The organism is Brevibacterium sp. CT2-23B (assembly GCF_013168765.1).
GTDB classification, from domain to species: Bacteria; Actinomycetota; Actinomycetes; order Actinomycetales; family Brevibacteriaceae; genus Brevibacterium; species Brevibacterium sediminis.
Map to the genome: position 1 here is coordinate 181,323 of NZ_JABBYK010000006.1, position 16,800 is coordinate 198,122.

Annotated in this window: 16 protein-coding genes; 3 read left to right on the forward strand and 13 right to left on the reverse strand. The window is 66.2% G+C overall.

Translation table 11 applies throughout. The features are described from left to right. Positions 1-10: 10 nt before the first annotated feature. The 10 genes from HIM68_RS15700 to HIM68_RS15745 form a co-directional block, all read right to left on the reverse strand. Positions 11-901 carry a Rossmann-like and DUF2520 domain-containing protein gene (locus tag HIM68_RS15700; RefSeq protein ID WP_172173803.1) on the reverse strand — a complete coding sequence of 297 codons (891 nt, stop codon included), beginning with the start codon at positions 899-901 and terminating at the stop codon, positions 11-13. Further along, positions 898-2,742, reverse strand: a complete 1,845-nt coding sequence (locus HIM68_RS15705) for a PH domain-containing protein (RefSeq protein WP_172173806.1) — start codon at positions 2,740-2,742, stop codon at positions 898-900. The genes HIM68_RS15700 and HIM68_RS15705 overlap by 4 nt, the downstream gene beginning before the upstream one ends. 2 nt (positions 2,743-2,744) lie before the next feature. Next, positions 2,745-3,245, reverse strand: coding sequence for a PH domain-containing protein (locus tag HIM68_RS15710; RefSeq protein ID WP_139907231.1), 501 nt, complete (start codon positions 3,243-3,245; stop codon positions 2,745-2,747). Beyond that, positions 3,242-3,703, reverse strand: a complete 462-nt coding sequence (locus HIM68_RS15715; RefSeq protein WP_172173809.1) for a DUF3180 domain-containing protein — start codon at positions 3,701-3,703, stop codon at positions 3,242-3,244. Before HIM68_RS15715 ends, HIM68_RS15710 begins: the two co-directional genes overlap by 4 nt. Positions 3,704-3,731: 28 nt before the next feature. After that, entirely contained in the window at positions 3,732-4,688 is a 957-nt protein-coding gene (gene folK / locus HIM68_RS15720; RefSeq protein WP_172173812.1) for a 2-amino-4-hydroxy-6-hydroxymethyldihydropteridine diphosphokinase, read from the reverse strand. Beyond that, positions 4,685-5,566 carry a dihydropteroate synthase gene (gene folP, locus HIM68_RS15725; protein ID WP_216657193.1) on the reverse strand — a complete coding sequence of 294 codons (882 nt, stop codon included), beginning with the start codon at positions 5,564-5,566 and terminating at the stop codon, positions 4,685-4,687. The genes folK and folP overlap by 4 nt, the downstream gene beginning before the upstream one ends. Before the next feature lie 23 nt (positions 5,567-5,589). Next, positions 5,590-6,213: a GTP cyclohydrolase I FolE gene (folE, locus tag HIM68_RS15730; protein WP_172173815.1), complete on the reverse strand. Its 624-nt coding sequence runs from the start codon at positions 6,211-6,213 to the stop codon at positions 5,590-5,592. Then, positions 6,213-8,399 (reverse strand): ATP-dependent zinc metalloprotease FtsH, encoded by a 2,187-nt coding sequence (gene ftsH, locus HIM68_RS15735; protein ID WP_139468655.1) that lies wholly within the window; start codon positions 8,397-8,399, stop codon positions 6,213-6,215. Before ftsH ends, folE begins: the two co-directional genes overlap by 1 nt. A gap of 179 nt (positions 8,400-8,578) precedes the next feature. Further along, on the reverse strand, positions 8,579-9,130 hold the full coding sequence (gene hpt / locus HIM68_RS15740; protein ID WP_172173818.1) for a hypoxanthine phosphoribosyltransferase: 552 nt from the start codon (positions 9,128-9,130) through the stop codon (positions 8,579-8,581). Positions 9,131-9,177: 47 nt separating this feature from the next. Continuing rightward, entirely contained in the window at positions 9,178-10,449 is a 1,272-nt protein-coding gene (locus HIM68_RS15745; protein ID WP_172173821.1) for a CynX/NimT family MFS transporter, read from the reverse strand. A gap of 116 nt (positions 10,450-10,565) precedes the next feature. Between HIM68_RS15745 and HIM68_RS15750 the strand changes: the two genes are divergently transcribed. Continuing rightward, the gene (locus HIM68_RS15750; protein WP_172173824.1) at positions 10,566-11,840 is read left to right on the forward strand and encodes an amidohydrolase family protein; all 1,275 of its coding nucleotides are present in this window, start codon (positions 10,566-10,568) and stop codon (positions 11,838-11,840) included. 3 nt (positions 11,841-11,843) lie between these two features. Here HIM68_RS15750 and tilS read toward each other — a convergent pair whose 3' ends face one another. From tilS to dacB, 3 genes are read right to left on the reverse strand one after another with little or no spacing between them, the layout of a single operon-like run. After that, positions 11,844-12,866 (reverse strand): tRNA lysidine(34) synthetase TilS, encoded by a 1,023-nt coding sequence (gene tilS, locus HIM68_RS15755; protein WP_367647565.1) that lies wholly within the window; start codon positions 12,864-12,866, stop codon positions 11,844-11,846. Further along, positions 12,853-13,869: a zinc-dependent metalloprotease gene (locus HIM68_RS15760; protein ID WP_139907225.1), complete on the reverse strand. Its 1,017-nt coding sequence runs from the start codon at positions 13,867-13,869 to the stop codon at positions 12,853-12,855. The genes tilS and HIM68_RS15760 overlap by 14 nt, the downstream gene beginning before the upstream one ends. Beyond that, positions 13,866-15,359, reverse strand: a complete 1,494-nt coding sequence (gene dacB / locus HIM68_RS15765; RefSeq protein ID WP_216657194.1) for a D-alanyl-D-alanine carboxypeptidase/D-alanyl-D-alanine-endopeptidase — start codon at positions 15,357-15,359, stop codon at positions 13,866-13,868. Before dacB ends, HIM68_RS15760 begins: the two co-directional genes overlap by 4 nt. A gap of 108 nt (positions 15,360-15,467) precedes the next feature. Here dacB and HIM68_RS15770 point away from each other — a divergent pair, with 108 nt between their 5' ends. Then, positions 15,468-15,956, forward strand: a complete 489-nt coding sequence (locus tag HIM68_RS15770) for an inorganic diphosphatase (protein WP_101545791.1) — start codon at positions 15,468-15,470, stop codon at positions 15,954-15,956. A gap of 171 nt (positions 15,957-16,127) precedes the next feature. Further along, positions 16,128-16,769 carry a VOC family protein gene (locus HIM68_RS15775; protein ID WP_101545790.1) on the forward strand — a complete coding sequence of 214 codons (642 nt, stop codon included), beginning with the start codon at positions 16,128-16,130 and terminating at the stop codon, positions 16,767-16,769. Positions 16,770-16,800 lie beyond the last annotated feature (31 nt).

Below are 16,800 nucleotides of genomic sequence, written 5' to 3' on the forward strand. Positions count from 1 at the left end.
AATTCGGCGGTCAGTCCAGAGCGCTCAGGATCTGCTGTGCCTGAGCTTCTGTGATCCGTCCCATCGCCAGTGCTTTCGCGGCCGTCGATCGGGCGAGTGCTATGTAGCTGTTGCGCACGGCCGGGTTCGATCGGCTGAGGCTGAACTCGCTCAGTGCCGCCAGGTGCGCTTCGATGGTTCCGACGTCACCACGGCTGATCGGTCCGGTCAGCGCCTTCGGTCCGTTCTGCATGGTATTGGCGACGCTGGCGTCGACGAGGGCGTGGAGGACGGCCGACGGATCGGCGACGCCCGCCTCCGCGAGCAGCTCCATGGCCTCGGCGAGGATCGTGATCGAATGGTTCGACGCATGGGTGATGGCCGCGTGGTAGAGAGGACGGTCCGCCTCGGCGATGTCGATCGGTTCGGCACCGAGTTCGACGACGAGGGCCTCGCCCACCGGACGGATCGGGGCGGGCGCGGTGACCGCGATCGTCGCCTGTCGCAGACGGCTGAGATCGACCTCGGTGCCGGTGAATGTCAGGGATGGGTGCAGCGCGATGGGCAGAGCGCCGAGGCGGGTCCCGGCCTCGAGGACGTCCGTTCCGTATCGGCCGGAGCAGTGCACGAGGATCTGCCCGGCATGGATGCGGCCGAGGTTCGCCAGCCCGGTCACCAGTGGTGCGATTTCGTCGTCGGGGACGGCGATGAGCACGAGTTCGGCGCGTTCGGTGATCGCGTCGGGGTCGAGGACCGGCACTCCGGGCAGCATGTCCTCGGCACGTTCGAGGCTGGCCGTCGAGGTGGCGCTGACTCCGATGATCGCGTGACCGGCCTGCCTCCAGGCGGCACCGATGCTGGCTCCGACTCGGCCGCAGCCGATGATTCCGATGCCCAGCCGTGGTGCGTCGTCCTGGCTCATCCGTTGTCTTCCTCGCGGGTCTCGATGGGGCCGGTGTGCGCCGACTTCGCGGCGGCGTCGAAGCGTTGGCGGGCGATCCGAGTACGTTCGGCATGTTCGGTGAAGAAGCGTTTGGCAGCTTCGGCGTCCTGATGCTTCACGAGCGGGGTGATGGGTCCGGCGGTCGAGTGCACGGCCACGCTGCCCAGCTTCAGCGCTCTCATCAGCGGCCCTTGGTAGTAGCGCAGGGACTGGACCCTGACATGGGGCACGAAGTCGACCCGGCGATCGAGGACTCCCAGGCGCAGCACGAGCAGGGAATCGGTGAGGGCATAGGCCCGTCGTCTCCAGACGAGGGGGTCGAGGATCCGTGAGGAGCGCGGCTGCGCGTGGAACAGCTCCTCGGCCGCCGCTGCGTCGGGGTGTGAGGACTTCCTGTCATACATGGCCGACCGGACGAGACCGTCGGCCGAGATGCCTTCGGGCAGCTGCGGATCGGGCAGAGCGAGACCCACCATGAGCAGTGCCTGGTCGATATCGCCGACCGGCAGGAGCAGGTTCTCGTCGCTCTTTCCGCCGTCGCTGGCGATGTTGTATTCGGCCCTCCACCAGCCGGCCCAGCGCCATAGCAGCGGCTGGTGGAGGCAGACGGCCTGGAGCCGGTCGAGCGGGATGACTTTGCGGGACGTGGAGAAGAGTCCATGGCTGACGGCCAGCCCGTCTTCGCTGATGCGGACGACGAAGTTGGCATTGTCGAGGTTCTTCTTGAACCCGGCGAACGCGGCGAAGATGCCGGGCAGTCCACCGATGAGGATCGGGAGGAAGGCTTCCTCGATCCCGACGAGTAGGAACACGAAGGCAATGACGACGAGGGCGACGATCACTCCGACGGAGATCAGCGTTCCCGTGCTGAGCAGGGAGGACACGATGACCCGATGGGCGGGCACTCGGATGATCTCTCCCTCTTCGCCGACATCGGCCGAGAGGTTGTACGGAGCCAGCAGGTCATTGAGGCTTCGTTCCGCTTCCTGGGAGACATCGTCGGCCAGGACGCCCAGGCGTTTGCTCAGTCGCACTCCGATGCTGTCGGCGCTGCGTTCGGGCACTGAGCGGTCGATGCCCGGCTGTTCTCCATCCGGACCTGGGCCCGGGTTGCCGTGGTCTCCGGCCCCGAAGCGTGCTGCACCGGCTCCTGCGCCGCTGCCGGCCCCTGTATCGGGCTCGGCCCCACCGTGGTCGGCTGCGGCTCCGGGCTCTGCAGTGACGGACGTCGCAGACGTCGCGGATGCATTCTTCTTCGCTTTCACCGCGGCGAGAAGTTCGTCGCGCAGCTCTTCGGCACGTTTCTTCGACAGGTACTTCAGGGAGATGTTCGAGTCGGTGCCGCCGGCGACATCGAAGACGAGTTCGGCCATGCCGAGCATGCGCGGCAGCAGCTTCTGCTGCAGGTCGATCGACTGGACGCGGTCCAGACGGGCCTTGCGCAGCTTCTTCGACAGCAGCCCCCGACGGTAGTAGATCGCCTCGGCGTCGACCCGATACCCCATGACTCGCCACGCCAGCCAGCTGAAGAAGGCGGTGAGGACCAGGATCAGAATGATTCCGCCGACGACGGCGAGGATCACCAGCGGGTGGGCGCCCAGCCATTCGGCGAAGGTCAGGTTGACGGACCGGCCGGAGGCGAGGTCTTCGACGGCGCTCTGGAAGAAGTTCTGCAGACCGTAGGCCGCGGCGATGAAGATACCGACGAGGACGCCGAGGCTCTCGAGGATCGGCGTCAGCGGATGGACGCGGTGCCAGACCTCCGGTGCGGCCGCCTCGGTGGCGGAGTTCGGGGTTTCGGGCGAAGACGCGTCGCTCATGGTCACAGCCCGGCGAGATTGGCCTGGCCGAGTCCGGCGAGGCTGTCGCGCAGGCGATCGGCTTCGGCGCGGGGCAGTCCGGGGATCGTCGCGTCGGTGGCGGCCGACGCGGTGTGCAGTTTGACGGTGGCCAGGCCGAACATGCGGTCGATGGGGCCGGCGTCGACGTCGACGAATTGGAGTCGGCCGTAGGGCACGACGGTGGCGCGGTGGAACATGATGCCGCGGCGGACGAGCAGGTCGTCCTCCCGTTCGGCATAGCCGATGGCGCGAGCCTGACGGAGGATGATGATCGTCGAAATGATGCCGTAGACGAGGACGGCGATCCAGGTCAGGTGCAGCCAGGGCACCTCGGAGTTGAAGATGATCGCGAAGACCAGCCCGGCGATGAGCAGCGGGACGAGCAGCGTCAGTGAGGCCAGAACCTCTTTCAGCCCGTACTTCGGACTCACCCGATTGAAAGGCACATCGGCTCCGATGGAGAAGGAGAGGTCGCGGTTCATGCTGTTTCAGCTCCCGGCGGGTCTTGGGGTGGGATCTCGCAGAATCCCTCGACGATCATACCGACGATCATGAGCACTGCGGCCGAGATCATCGCGACAAGCATACCTGCGGCCAGATCATTGCGGATCCCGGGGGCTGACAGGAAGTAGTAGCCGGCGTTGCCCAGGTACCAGCCGGCCAGTCCGGCTCCGGTCAGGGCACTGGCCTTGGCCATGATCGCCACTCTCGCCGCTTGGATCGGGTCGATCTCCTTCGTCCGGTCACCGTCGTTCCATTTTTTGATGGGCCAGCCGAGCAGGAACAGGATGGCTGCGAGGACGAGCATGCCGATGACGGCGAACCACGGCAGTCCCGGCAGTGAGAACCCCTGGCTTTCGAGCACCACGTCGACCACGATCGCGAGAACCGTGCCGATCACGGCCCAGACGGCGAGGGTGGACGAGGAGGTTCTCTGCATGGTTCCCAGTCTCTCAGATCGCGGGCGGTTATCCAGAGGTGATCCGGGCGATGTCCTGGTCGTCGAGTTCGGCCAGGACCGCGCTGATGGGGCGGCGCCCCTGTGGGGTGTCGATGAGTGTGTCTCCGACGAGTTCCGCCCATGGCGCGAGGACGAAGGCGCGTTCGTGGGCGCGCGGGTGCGGCAGCGTCAATCGCGCTGACTGACTGCGCAGCTCGGCGTCCTCGTCTCCGAAGCGGATGAGGTCGATGTCGAGGGTGCGGGGTCCCCACCTGAGTTCGCGCGTCCGCCCGCAGGCGACTTCGATGCCCTGTGCCACGGAGAGCAGTTCGAGAGCCGACAATGTGGTCGTCACGAGCACTCCGAGGTTGAGGAAGTCGGCTTGGTCGACTCCGCCCCAGGGGGCGGTGCGGAAGAGTGAGGACCGGCGAGTGACGGTGATGTCCGGATGCCGGTCGAGGGCAGCCACCGCCTGGTCGAGGGTGTCCGCGGCATCGCCGAGGTTCGCCCCGAGATTGAGATACGCTTCGGTCTCGCCCTCGGCCGTGTCGCCCGAACCGCGCGGCGCGTCCGCGGCCCTTGCATGCTCCCTCACCGAGGCGGCGGCAGAGTCGACGCGTCTGCGTTCGACTCGGATGCGCACATCGTCGAAGGTCCGTTGGATCGGTGCCGAGGGTTTGTGGACGACGACCTCGACGTGCTCGCACAGGCTCAGGCAGTGGTCGGCGATGCGTTCAGCCAGCGTTTCGATGAGGTCGAAGGTGTTGTTCTCGACGATTCCGGCAACGTCTTCGGCGAGTTCGCCGTAGTGGATAGTCTCGGCGAGGTCGTCGGTGGCCGCGGCACGTGCGACGGAGGTGTAGAGGGTGACGTCGATGACGAAGTCCTGGCCGTCTCGTTTCTCGAAGTCGAAGACGCCGTGGTTTCCGCGCACCGTCAGTCCGCGCAGTTCGATGCGGTCGGGGGCCGCCTCTGCGCCGGTCATCGCCCGGATCCCTCAGTCCCGGAGTCCGCTGCCGGGTGTGCCGCTGCTGCGGAGTGTTCCCTGACCGCGGCGATGACCTTGCAGGCGACCGCCGAGGTGGCCGGATCGTGGACGCGGACCGCCCAGGCACCGGCCTGCGCGGAGATCGCGGAGATCGTGGCCGTGGCCTGATCCTTCGCCGCCTGTTCGGCCTGTTTCGGGTCGTCGGGGTTGAGCAGGGAGGCGATGAAGCGCTTCCGGCTGGCGGCGACGAGGAGTCGGTGGTCGAGGGCGGCGAATTCGTCGAGCGCGGAGAGCAGCTGCCAGTTGTGTTCGGCGTTCTTCGAGAACCCGAGGCCGGGGTCGACGATGATATTCGCAGGTTCGACGCCGACGGCGATGGCTTCGTCGATGCGGGTGCGCAGCTCGGAGATCACCTCGGCGACGACATCGTCGTAGTGGAACGTTGCGGAAGCCTGATCGAGGTAGCCGCGCCAGTGCATGAGCACGATGGGAGCTCCGGACTCGGCAGCGACGCTGAGCATGGTGGGGTCCGACTGTCCGGCAGAGACGTCGTTGATGATATGAGCCCCGGCTGCCAGGGATTCTGCGGCGACGCGGGCGCGCATCGTGTCGACGCTGATGACAGCTCCGGCTGCGGCGAGCTCACGGACGACCGGGACGACTCGGCGCAGCTCTTCGGCTTCATCGACGCGGGCCGATCCCGGACGCGTCGATTCGCCACCGACGTCGATGATGTCGGCACCGGCTGCCATGAGTTCGAGTCCGTGGGCGACGGCTCGGTCATGGTCGAACCACAGCCCGCCATCGGAGAAGGAGTCGGGGGTGACATTGAGGACGCCCATGATCTGCGTCGTCTTAGCGGCTGTTTCGTCCATCGCTGTGTGATCCGTGTTCTGCCTCAGCGACCGAGGATGAGACTCATCGCTTCTGCTCGGGAGGCGCTTTCGCGCAGCTGCCCGCGCACGGCCGAGGTGATGGTCGAGGCTCCGGGCTTGCGCACTCCGCGCATGGTCATGCACAGGTGTTCGGCTTCGACGACGACGATGACGCCCTGCGGTTCGAGATGATCGACGAGCGCGTCGGCGATCTGTGAGGTCAGGCGTTCCTGCACCTGGGGGCGCCGCGCATAGATCTCCACGAGGCGGGCCAGTTTCGACAGTCCCGTGACCTTGCCGTTCTTGCTCGGAATGTAGCCGATGTGGGCGACTCCGTGGAAGGGCACGAGGTGGTGTTCGCAGGTCGAGTAGAGGTCGATATCGCGGACGAGGACGAGTTCCTCGTGGCTGATGTCGAAGGTGACGCCGAGGACTTCGGCCGGGTCGCGGTGGAGTCCCGCGAAGATCTCCTCATAGGCTCGAGCCACTCGGCCGGGAGTCTCGACGAGACCTTCCCGGTCGGGGTCTTCGCCGACGGCGATGAGGATCTCACGCACGGCAGCGGCGATGCGCTCCTGGTCGACCTTGTTGTCCTGCCCTGCGGGGGCGGGGCCGAGACCGGCGGAGACCTCTTCGATATCGGCCATCAGTCGTTGTTCCCTCTGTCTTCGTTCGTGTCATTCGTCGCCGGTCCCCCGGTTCCCGGACCGCTTGTGCCTGGTCCTCCGGTCGGTCCCCCGGTGGGGCCGCCCGTCGGGCCGGTCGGGCCGTTCGGGTTCTCGGGTCCGGGCGGGTTGTGCGGGACGTGAGGTCCGCTGACGCCCGTGGGTCCGGCTCCGGGGATGTCGGTGGTGTCCACCTCGGCGCCGGTCGATCCTTCACCGTCGCTGCGTTCGCTCTGCGGTGCGGGCGGAACGATGGGGCCGCGTTCGGACACGGGGCGATCGTCGTGGGCCAGCCACACTTCGCGGGTGGCGCGTTTGACGACGGGGGCGAAGATCTCCTCGAGGGCGGCCTGGTCCAGCGTTTCGCGTTCGAGCAGCTGGTAGGCGAGGTTGTCGAGCACATCGCGGTTGTGCGTCAGCGCCCAGTAGGCGTCGGCGTGCGCGGAGTCGATGAGACCGCGGACCTCGCGATCGATCGAGGACAGGGTCGAATCCCCGTATTCGTCGCCGCCGCCGTAACCGCGGCCGGCGAAGGGTTCGGACTGGTCGTCGCCGATCTTGACCATGCCCAGTTTCTCGCTCATTCCGTACTGGGTGACCATCTTCCGGGCGATGTTCGTCGCCTTCTCGATGTCATTGCTGGCACCTGTGGTCGGGTCGTGGAAGACGATCTCCTCGGCCACACGCCCGCCCATGGCGTAGGCGAGCTGGTCGAGCAGCTCGTTGCGGGTCGTCGAGTATTTGTCCTCGCTGGGCAGCACCATCGTGTAGCCGAGTGCGCGTCCGCGCGGGAGGATCGTCACCTTCGTCACCGGGTCGGTCTGGTTCATGGCCGCGGCGACCAGTGCGTGCCCGCCCTCGTGGTAGGCGGTGACGAGGCGTTCCTTGTCGTTCATCAGTCGCGTCCGCTTCTGCGGGCCGGCGATGACACGGTCGATGGCCTCATCCAGGATCCGGTTGTCGATGACCTTCGCGTTCTCACGTGCGGTGAGCAGGGCCGCCTCGTTGAGGACATTGGCCAGGTCCGCACCGGAGAATCCGGGGGTCCGCTTCGCCACCTGCCCGAGGTCGACCTCGTCGGCCAGCGGCTTGTCGGCGGCGTGGACCTCGAGGATGTGCTTGCGGCCCTTCATATCAGGGGCTTCGACGGGGATCTGCCGGTCGAAGCGACCGGGACGCAGCAGCGCCGGATCGAGGACGTCGGGACGGTTGGTCGCGGCGATGAGGATGACGTTCGTCTTGACGTCGAATCCGTCCATCTCAACGAGCAGCTGGTTGAGAGTCTGTTCGCGCTCGTCGTGTCCGCCGCCCATTCCGGCGCCGCGCTGGCGGCCGACGGCGTCGATCTCGTCGATGAAGATGATGCAGGGGGCGTTCGACTTCGCCTGTTCGAACAGGTCACGAACTCGGGAGGCACCGACGCCGACGTACATCTCGACGAAGTCGGAACCGGAGATCGAGTAGAACGGGACTCCGGCCTCACCGGCGACGGCTTTGGCCAGCAGGGTCTTGCCTGTGCCGGGCTGTCCGTAGAGGAGCACGCCCTTGGGGATCTTCGCTCCCACGGCCTTGAACTTCTCCGGCTCGGCGAGGAACTCCTTGATCTCTTCGAGCTCTTCAAGCGCCTCGTCGACTCCGGCGACGTCCTTGAAGGTGACGTCCGGGTTCTCCTTGTTGACGAGCTTCGCCTTCGACTTGCCGAAGTTCATCATCTTCCCGCCCGACATCTGCGAGATGAGGAACCAGAAGACGACGAAGATGATGACGAACGGGATGAGCGTGCCCAGCAGCGACATCAGCCAGCTCTGCTTGGGCACCTCGTCGGTGAAGCCCTTGTCCGGGCCGGCGGAGTCGACGGCCTTGACGACCTGCTCTCCGCGCTGTTCGACGTAGAAGAACTGGACCTTCTTGCCGAAGTCCTTGCCGTCGACCTTGTAGTCGTCCTTGAGAGTGAGGTCGACGCGCTGGTCCTTGTCGACGATCTTGGCCTGTTCGACCTTGTCGTCCTTGAGTAACTGCAGACCCTGTTCGGTGTCGATCTGGCTGAACCCGGACTGACTGAACAGCAGAGCACCGATCGATACGACGAGCAGCGCCAGGACGATCCAGACCAATGGGCCCTTCGTCGCCTTGTTCAGCAGGGGGCGACGTTTGTTCGACTCGGCCATAAGTCCTCTCAGGAAAAAGATGTGGGCAACCGTTTCAGGCTACCGAGGCTGCCTGGGAACATCCCCCACAGCCTAGTACTTCGCACCCCTATAGCCCGAATGCGTGCCGAATCTATTCCGTCACAGACCCCGGACTCGGCCCGGGTTCGCCGCGGGCGTAAAAAGCGGTGCCAGCGGACTCAGCTGTAGACGTGCTGGGCCAGGGTCGCCACGAACGGCACATTGCGGTACTTCTCCGCATAGTCGAGGCCGTAGCCGATGACGAATTCATTGGGCACGTCGAAGCCGACGTACTTGACGTCGATGTCGACCTTGACGGCTTCGGGTTTGCGCAGCATAGTGCAGATCTCGACGGTGGCAGCTCCGCGGGTGCGCAGGTTCTGGACCAGCCAGGACAGAGTGAGGCCGGAGTCGATGATGTCTTCGACGATGAGGACGTGCCGATCGGTGAGGTCGGTGTCGAGGTCCTTGAGGATCCGCACGACGCCGGAGGACTTGGTGCCCGAACCGTAGGAGGACACGGCCATCCAGTCCATCGTCACAGGAGAGTGCAGGGCGCGGGCAAGGTCGGCCATGACCATGACGGCGCCTTTGAGGACGCCGACGAGGAGGATGTTCTTGTCTTTGTAGTCTGCATCGATGGCGGCGGCCAGTTCAACGAGTCGTGCGGCTATCTGCTCTTCCGAGACGAGTACTTTTTCGATGTCATTGCCGAGATCGTTGATGTCCACGAGTGTCGATTCTCCTCAGATGCGGGTCCTGGAGATTCCATTATGGGTCACTTTGCCTCACCGGTGCCAGTGGGCCCGGATGTCGGCGCCAGTTCGTCGTCGACGGTCCCCGGACCGGCCGACAGCCAACCGGTGATCGCCATGAGTGCGGAGATGATGACCATGAACCACAGCGGCACCTGCCAGCCGCCGCTGACCCCGAGCAGTCCGCCCACGGCCAGGGGGCACAGTGCGGCGAGCACATAGCCCGAGGACTGGACGAACGCCGAAGTCGAGGCGGTGACGGAGACCTCGCGAGTGCGGGAGGTGATGAGCGCCAGCGCGGCGGGGAACGCGAATCCGCCGTATCCGAGCAGAGCCGCCCACAGCCAGGGGAGGCTGACCGGGCTGAGCAGCAGTCCGGTATAGCCGGCGACGGCGCTGGCCCCGAAGGAGACGAGGAAGGCGCGCGGGGCGATGCCCCGGACGATGATCTGCGGGGCGAGGAATCCACCGGGCAGACCGCCGAAGGTGACGATCGTGAGCATGATCCCTGCGAGGAAGGGGTCGAGTCCGGCGTCGCGGTAGATCTGCGGCAGCCATCCGAACTGGAGATAGGCATTGGCCGATTGGAGGCCGAAGAACATGGCCATATACCGCGCCTTGGGCGAGGTGAAGACCGCTCGCCGAGGCGGCGCCTCCTCCTGCTGCCCACCGGGCTCCGCGGCCTGTCCGGAGAGGACGGGCACGGATTTCAGTGTCCGCAGCACCGTCCAGGTGATGAGCGCGGACAAGGGCAGGACCAGCCAGAAGCCGAGACCGAAGCGCCACCCGCCGAACTGTTCGGCCAGGGGCGCAGTCAGCAGCGAGGGCAGCATCGAACCGAGGCCGAGCGAGACCGTGAATGTCGTCGCGCCCAGGGTGGGCCGGTGCGGGAAGCGGGACTTGACGTAGACCGGCAGGATGACGTTGCCGATCGACATTCCGGCCAGGGCGAGGACCGTGAGCAGAGCGAAGGCCACCCATTCGGTGACGATGGCGCGCAGACCGATGCCTGCCACGATGAGGGCGGAGCTCAGGGCTAGAGCGGAGAACAGACCGAGGCGCTTGAGCAGGGGTACGGCGATGATGCCGCAGATGGCGAACACGAGTCCCGGCAGAGCCGTGAGCAGACCGGTCTGCCATTCGGCCAGGGAGAATCCGTCGCTGACTTCGGAGAGAACGGGACCCAGGGAGGAGGCGGCTGGGCGCAGCGAGGCGGCGATGAGGACGAGGCAGGCCAGGGCCAGAACGTCGAGGCCGCGGTTGCGTCGGAATCCCTGCACGGGCGAAGTCGTCATGGCCTCATCCTTTCAGACCGCTGTAGTCGTCGTGCGCGCGGGCCGCGGCCCCATAGAGGCACGCAGACAGGCACAGCTTCCGATGGTATACCGTTTGACGGTCGTAGGCTGAGCACATGATCGTTGTGAAGAATGTGCGCCTGTTCCCACGCACCCCCGATGCTCCCGCCGTCGACGTCGAGATCACCGAAGGACGGTTCTCTCGCCTCTCCCCCGCCGAGGATGCCGCCCCCGATTCCGCGCCACCGGCGACCGGGACGACATCGACCAGGACCGAGGTCATCGACGGGGCGGGGCGGATCCTGCTGCCTAGCCTCGGCGATGTCCACGCTCATCTGGATTCGAATCGGATGGGCCAGACGTTCCGTCCGCACACCGCCGACGGCACTCTGCACGGGTACATCATGAACGATCGCGAGAACTGGCGGCAGGGCGAGCGCAGCGTCGCCGATCAGGCCGCGTACGCAATTGCGAAGATCATCGCGTCCGGAGGCACGCGCATCCGCTCACACGCACAGGTCGATGCCGACTGCGGTCTCGAGCGCTTCCACGGGGTCAGGGCCGCGCTCGAGGCTCATGTCGATGTCCTCGACTTCCAGATCGTTGCCTTCCCGCAGGCCGGAATCGTGCACGAGCAGGGCGTCGAAGAGCTGCTCGATGCGGCTCTGAGCGAGGGCGCGGACCTCGTCGGCGGACTCGATCCGCTGCTCTACGACCGGGATCCGGTCTCCCACCTCGATGTCGTCTTCGGCCTGGCTGAGAAGCACGGCAAGGGCATCGACATCCACCTCCATGAGGCGGGCACCGCGGGACTCTTCACGCTCGAGGAAATCGCTGCGCGTACTCGAGCCGCGGGTATGGCCGGGCAAGTCACGGTCTCCCATGCCGTCGCGCTCAACACGAACCCGGAACCCGCGGTCGCTCGGATCCTCGATGTCCTCGCCGAGGCGGGAGTGACCCTGACGACGGTTGCCCCGGCCAAGGGTGCGCTGCCGCAGAGACTCATCCGTGAGCGCCGAATGGCTCTGGGACTCGGCGAGGACGGTCAGCGGGACTACTGGAGTCCCTATGGTGACGGCGATCTGCTGCGCCGGACCTGGCAGCTGGCGTTCACGAACGGATTCCGTGCAGACGCAGATATCGAAGGCTGTCTCGACATCGCCTCACGCGGAGGAGCGCAGGTCATGGCCGGTGCTCGTTCCGACGGTTCGGCTCTGGTCGACGATTCCCGGTTCGGTCTGGCGGTGGGCGCTCCCGCGGACTTCGTGCTCGTCGACGCCGACACGGTCACCTCGGCGATCATGGACTGCCCGAGGGACAGGGATGTGTTCAAGGGCGGTCGACTCATCGCCTCCGGCGGCGAACTGGCGGGCGGGCCGCGGCTGAGCTGAGTCTCAGCGGGCCTTCGCAGCCGGCTGGAACACGGCCCGCCCGTCGGAGACGACGACTTCCGTGTCCCCGGGCAGGGACAGTCGACCGCGCCTGCGGTCACAGATGAGGGCACAGAGTTCGGCGACCCGCACCGCTCCGAGGTTCTGTCCGGGAACTCCGAGTGAGATCACCCAGTCGCGCACGACGCGGCTGAGCACGGCATCGTCGAGCGCAGTGAAGACCTCCACCGGCACCGAGGCGGCTCCGCGGATCGTCTGCCCTGCCGCCTCGGCGTGGGCATCGATGAAATCGGCGTCGGCTCGGCAGAGGTCGGCGGTGCGGGCGAGGTTCGCTGTGATCGGTTGGTCGAGTTCGGCTTCGAGTCCGGCCAACAGCTGCCGGGCCCGGACGCGGGTGAACGCGGTGTCGGCGTTCATCGGGTCGTCCCAGATCTCGATGCCCTGTGCCTGACAGGACGCTTCGGTCTGGTCTCGGTCGAGGCCGAGCAGGGGACGCATGAGGCGACCGGCCAGCGGGCTCATCCCGGCCAGGGACCGGGTGCCCGATCCGCGCATGAGGCCGAGCAGAACGGTCTCTGCCTGGTCGCTGCGGGTATGGGCGGTGAGAATCCAGTCGGCTCCGGCTGCGGCCCGAGCGGTTTCGAGGGCGGCATAGCGGGCGGTGCGTGCCGCGGCCTCGAGGCCTTCCTCACCGGCATCGATCCTCACCCTCATCACCTCGGCGGGCACACCCCAGGATTCGGCAGTGACAGCAACCCGGTCGGCCACTTCGGCGGTGACGGTCTGCAGGCCGTGGTCGACGGTGACGGCACGGGCCCGGATCTCACCGCGTCGATGGAGAAATGCGGTCGCATGGAGCAGCGCCATCGAATCCGCTCCCCCGGACACTGCGACGATGAGGCCCGGAACAGACGCTCCTGCGACGGCGAGCGCTGCGCGCACGGCATTGCGGATGGCTGCGCTGGCCGGGTCGAGGGTCGGCCGCCTCGGCGACGATGCGCTGCGCGGCCCCTCAGCCGTGGACACGGTCGAGCCAGAGCTGCGGTTCGTGGATTTCGGCCGTGCGCGGCAGGTTCGCGGGTTCGGCATAGATGCGGGAGAAGCCCTTCTGTCCGACCTCGCGGCGGACGGCACGGACGAACTTCGCTCCGTCGCGATACTGGGCGAGTTTGAGGTCCATTCCGAGCAGATTCGTCAGGAACCCGCCTTGGGCGGCATCGCGGCGGGCCTCGAACTTGCGGCGCAGCCGGCGCACGCTCGGGATGACACCGGCTCCGACTTCGTCCATGACGACATCGGCGTGGCCTTCGAGCAGCGACAGGATCGCCGTGGCCTCGTCGAGTGCGGTGCGCATGTTCTCGTCACGGATGAGGTCGATGATGCTGGCCTCGCCCTTGACGATGCGGCCGAGGGTCGCGAAGAGGTCGACGATCCCGCCGACCCCCGGCATCGTCAGTCGGGTCGACACGGCTCCGGAGAGCAGGGTGCGCATATGTTCGCGCAGCCAGGGCGCGGTCGCGAACTGCACTTGGTGGGTGGCTTCGTGGAGGGCCACCCACATGCGGAAGTCACGCGGATCGACGTCCATGGCCCTCTCGGCGATGAGCACGGCGGGGGCAACGAACATCAGCCGTCCCGTCTCCACGGCGAAGGGGTCGAACTGGCCGAGCACGCGAGTCGACAGGAGTGAGAGCACCCCGGCGACCTCGACGGCGCCGGCCTTCGCGGTGGCGGGGCTGACCGGGGCGGGCAGGGCCGCCTCGTCGAGCATTCCATTGACGGACTGCGCGTTGGCTTTGACCCAGCTGACCTGGTCGAGGACGAGCACGGAACCGGCGGCGAGCCGTCCGCGCACATCATCGGCGTGCTCCGGCGGCAGCAGAAACGAGTCGAGCACGAGGTCCTGGGCGGTCAGCGCATTGTCCTTCATCCCCTCGACGAGTCCGTCGAGCACACCCGGTTCGGGGACCTTCGCCGCGGAGACGAGCTCACGGGCGGTGCGGGCGGCGAAGTTCTCGTCGATGATCATCGGCAGCCGCAGTTCGCGAGGGCTGTGACGATATCGTCCACGGTCTTTCTGGCTTCCAAGATCTTGTCCTTATCCACGTCGTCGATCTGGATGGAGAATACGAGGTAGCGGCCTTCCGCGTCGAGCACTCCCCCGGCCAGGGAGGTCACGGTCGACAGCGTTCCGGTCTTCGCATGCACCACCCCTGAGGCGTTCCTCTCGTCGAGGAATCGGTCGTGCAGGGTGCCGGTCAGTCCGCCGACGGGGAAGTAGCTGACGAGCCCGGCCAGCGAGTCATCGGCGACGACCGAGGCCTGCAGCACGGTCGTGAGATCGTGCGGGGCGATCCGGTTGTCATAGGACAGCCCCGAGGTGTCGACGAGGTGAGTGCGCCCGAGATCGACGGATTCGCCGAGGGCCTCCAGGACCGCCTTGGGACCGTTCTCGAGGCTGCCGTCCTGCCCCTGAGCGATGGCGACCTCGTTGCCGAGCATCTCGGCGACGACGTTGTCGCTGTGCACGAGCGCGTATTCGACGATCTCGGAGATCGTCGCCGATTCCACCCGGGCAAGTTCCTTCGGGTTCTCGGACTCGGACGGCGCCTCGGATTCGGACCGGTCGGTCGCCTCGGTGACGGTGATCCCGGTCTTCTTCAGCTCTTTTTCGAAGATCGAGAACGCGTCCTTCGCCGGGTGTTCGCTGCGGCCCCGCCAGTCTGCGTTCTTCGACCCGACGTAGGCGGTGTCGACCATGATCGGCTGGATCGGGGTGATCACGCCCTTGGCGATATCGGACCGGGACCAGCCGGAGTCGAAGTCCTCGCCGACGTAGCGGCTCGTGTCCAGGTTGAGGGCCACCTCGGTGATGTTCTGGTCCTTGAGGGCGGCCGCGGTGTCTTCGGCCAGGGTCCGCAGTCCCGCGTGCCCGTTGACCGAACCGGGATCGGAGTCTCCGGCCGACAGGAGCACATCGCCGCCGCCGGTCAGCGTCAGGGTGTTCGTGTCCGCGTCGAAGTCCGTCGTCGTCGCCAGGCGCGTCTCCCCGCCGATCGCGGACAGTGAGGCGGCCGCTGTGAGCACCTTCGTCACGGAGGCGGGAGTGCGCGGCTTCGTCTCGTCCTTCGCGTAGAGGACGTCGTCGCTGATCCCGTCACGGACCTCGAGGCCGAAGCCCTTGACCTTCGAATCCTTGAGCACGGCGTCGATCGTCTTCGGGATCTGTGTGGGCACAGGAGCGGAATCGTCGACCGCCGAGGCGGGGGCGGGCACCTGCTGGGCGTGGGCCTGCGGAGTGGGCACGGTCTGGACCTCGACCTGGGGTTCGGTGGTCAGCACGCCGGGCAGGCCGGGCACGAGGTCGTAGGCGTCGACGGCGGCATAGGCACCGAGGGCGAGGACGATGATCCCTGCGGTGATCGCACCGCCCTTCTTCCGCCGCGAAGTCGCCTCTCTGCGGTCGCGGCGCGGGGAGCCGGAGTCCGACGGGTTCTGCGGCGCATCGGTGTCGTTCAAACGCAGGCTCTCATTCCTCGACGACCGTGAGGCGGTCGCCGTCGGTGGGCGGTGACGGGGACTTGTACCATCTATTCTAGTGATGCACCCCTAACGTGAAGGAGCACTATGGAACTGCTGGCCACAATCGAGATCCCCCAGGGGTCCCGCAACAAGTACGAAGTCGATCATGAGACCGGTCGGGTCAAGCTCGATCGCTACCTCTACACTTCGATGCAGTACCCCGCCGATTACGGCTATATCGAGGACACGCTCGGAAACGACGGCGACCCTCTCGATGTGCTCGTGCTGCTGCCCGAGCCGCTGTTCCCCGGTGTGCTCATCGACATCCGTCCCATCGGCATGTTCCAGATGGAAGACGAGGCCGGAGGCGACGACAAGGTCCTCGCCGTGCCCGCCGGAGATCCTCGCTGGGACTCCTACACCGACATCTCGGACGTGGACAAGTTCATGCTCGACTCGATCGAACACTTCTTCTCCCGGTACAAGGACCTCGAGCCCGGCAAGTACGTCAAGGGTTCGAGCTGGGCCGGCCGCGAAGCCGCCGAGGCCGAGATCAACGCCTCGATCGAGCGTTTCAAGGCCGAGGGCCACTGAGCCCTACCCCTCTCACTGTGCTGAGAACTCAGCGCTGATCTGCGACCGCCCGGATGATGACATCCGGGCGGTTTCGTTTGGCCCCCGACCGGGGCCCCAGCGTGATGACCATCACGATTTCTTAGGTAAGCCTAAGGGGCAGTGTGAGCCAGGTTATGCGATTGTCGAGTCATGAAACTCGATCATGTGTCATACGCCAGTGAACCTGACGGCTATCGTGCGACCGCCGAGCGGATCGCGGAGAAGCTCGGAGTGGCTCCCTACGACGGCGGTGTGCATCCTCGATTCGGCACCAGAAACCTCATCTTCCCCCTAGCGAACGGCCATTACCTCGAAGTCGTGGAAGCCTTGGAGCATCCGGCCGCTCTCTCGACGCCCTTCGGTCAGGCGGTCCGGGCTCGTTCCGAGCTCGGCGGCGGCTGGATGGGCTGGTGCGTCTCGGTCGACGATCTCACCGCAGTCGAAACTCGCCTCGAGCGCAAGGCTGTCGATGGAAACCGCACGCCGGAGTCCGGTTTGGAACTTCGGTGGCTGCAGATCGGTGTCAAGGGGCTCATCGCCGATCCCCAGCTGCCGTTCTTCATCAAGTGGTCCGCCGACTCCTCGCAGCACCCGTCGACGTACAAGACGAATGAGGGCGTCGACATCGACACCCTGCAGATCGCCGGGGACCGCGATCGTCTGCGCGATTGGCTGGGCACTCAGGATGCCAAGCCGATCTCTGAGATCAACATCGACTGGTCCGCACCCCACGGGACGCCGGGCATCATGTCGGTGAGCTTCAACACGGAGAACGGCCCCGTCACCATCTGAGCACATCAGCGTCCGCATACTCTGCGGAGTC

What these genes read in the sequence shown, in the direction of transcription:
- HIM68_RS15700 (WP_172173803.1), bottom strand. Translation starts at nt 901, where the DNA reads ATGAGCCAGGACGACGCACCACGGCTGGGCATCGGAATCATCGGCTGC.
- HIM68_RS15705 (WP_172173806.1), bottom strand. Translation starts at nt 2,742, where the DNA reads ATGAGCGACGCGTCTTCGCCCGAAACCCCGAACTCCGCCACCGAGGCG.
- HIM68_RS15710 (WP_139907231.1), bottom strand. Translation starts at nt 3,245, where the DNA reads ATGAACCGCGACCTCTCCTTCTCCATCGGAGCCGATGTGCCTTTCAAT.
- HIM68_RS15715 (WP_172173809.1), bottom strand. Translation starts at nt 3,703, where the DNA reads ATGCAGAGAACCTCCTCGTCCACCCTCGCCGTCTGGGCCGTGATCGGC.
- folK (WP_172173812.1), bottom strand. Translation starts at nt 4,688, where the DNA reads ATGACCGGCGCAGAGGCGGCCCCCGACCGCATCGAACTGCGCGGACTG.
- folP (WP_216657193.1), bottom strand. Translation starts at nt 5,566, where the DNA reads ATGGACGAAACAGCCGCTAAGACGACGCAGATCATGGGCGTCCTCAAT.
- folE (WP_172173815.1), bottom strand. Translation starts at nt 6,213, where the DNA reads ATGGCCGATATCGAAGAGGTCTCCGCCGGTCTCGGCCCCGCCCCCGCA.
- ftsH (WP_139468655.1), bottom strand. Translation starts at nt 8,399, where the DNA reads ATGGCCGAGTCGAACAAACGTCGCCCCCTGCTGAACAAGGCGACGAAG.
- HIM68_RS15745 (WP_172173821.1), bottom strand. Translation starts at nt 10,449, where the DNA reads ATGACGACTTCGCCCGTGCAGGGATTCCGACGCAACCGCGGCCTCGAC.
- HIM68_RS15750 (WP_172173824.1), top strand. Translation starts at nt 10,566, where the DNA reads ATGATCGTTGTGAAGAATGTGCGCCTGTTCCCACGCACCCCCGATGCT.
- HIM68_RS15760 (WP_139907225.1), bottom strand. Translation starts at nt 13,869, where the DNA reads ATGATCATCGACGAGAACTTCGCCGCCCGCACCGCCCGTGAGCTCGTC.
- HIM68_RS15770 (WP_101545791.1), top strand. Translation starts at nt 15,468, where the DNA reads ATGGAACTGCTGGCCACAATCGAGATCCCCCAGGGGTCCCGCAACAAG.
- HIM68_RS15775 (WP_101545790.1), top strand. Translation starts at nt 16,128, where the DNA reads ATGAAACTCGATCATGTGTCATACGCCAGTGAACCTGACGGCTATCGT.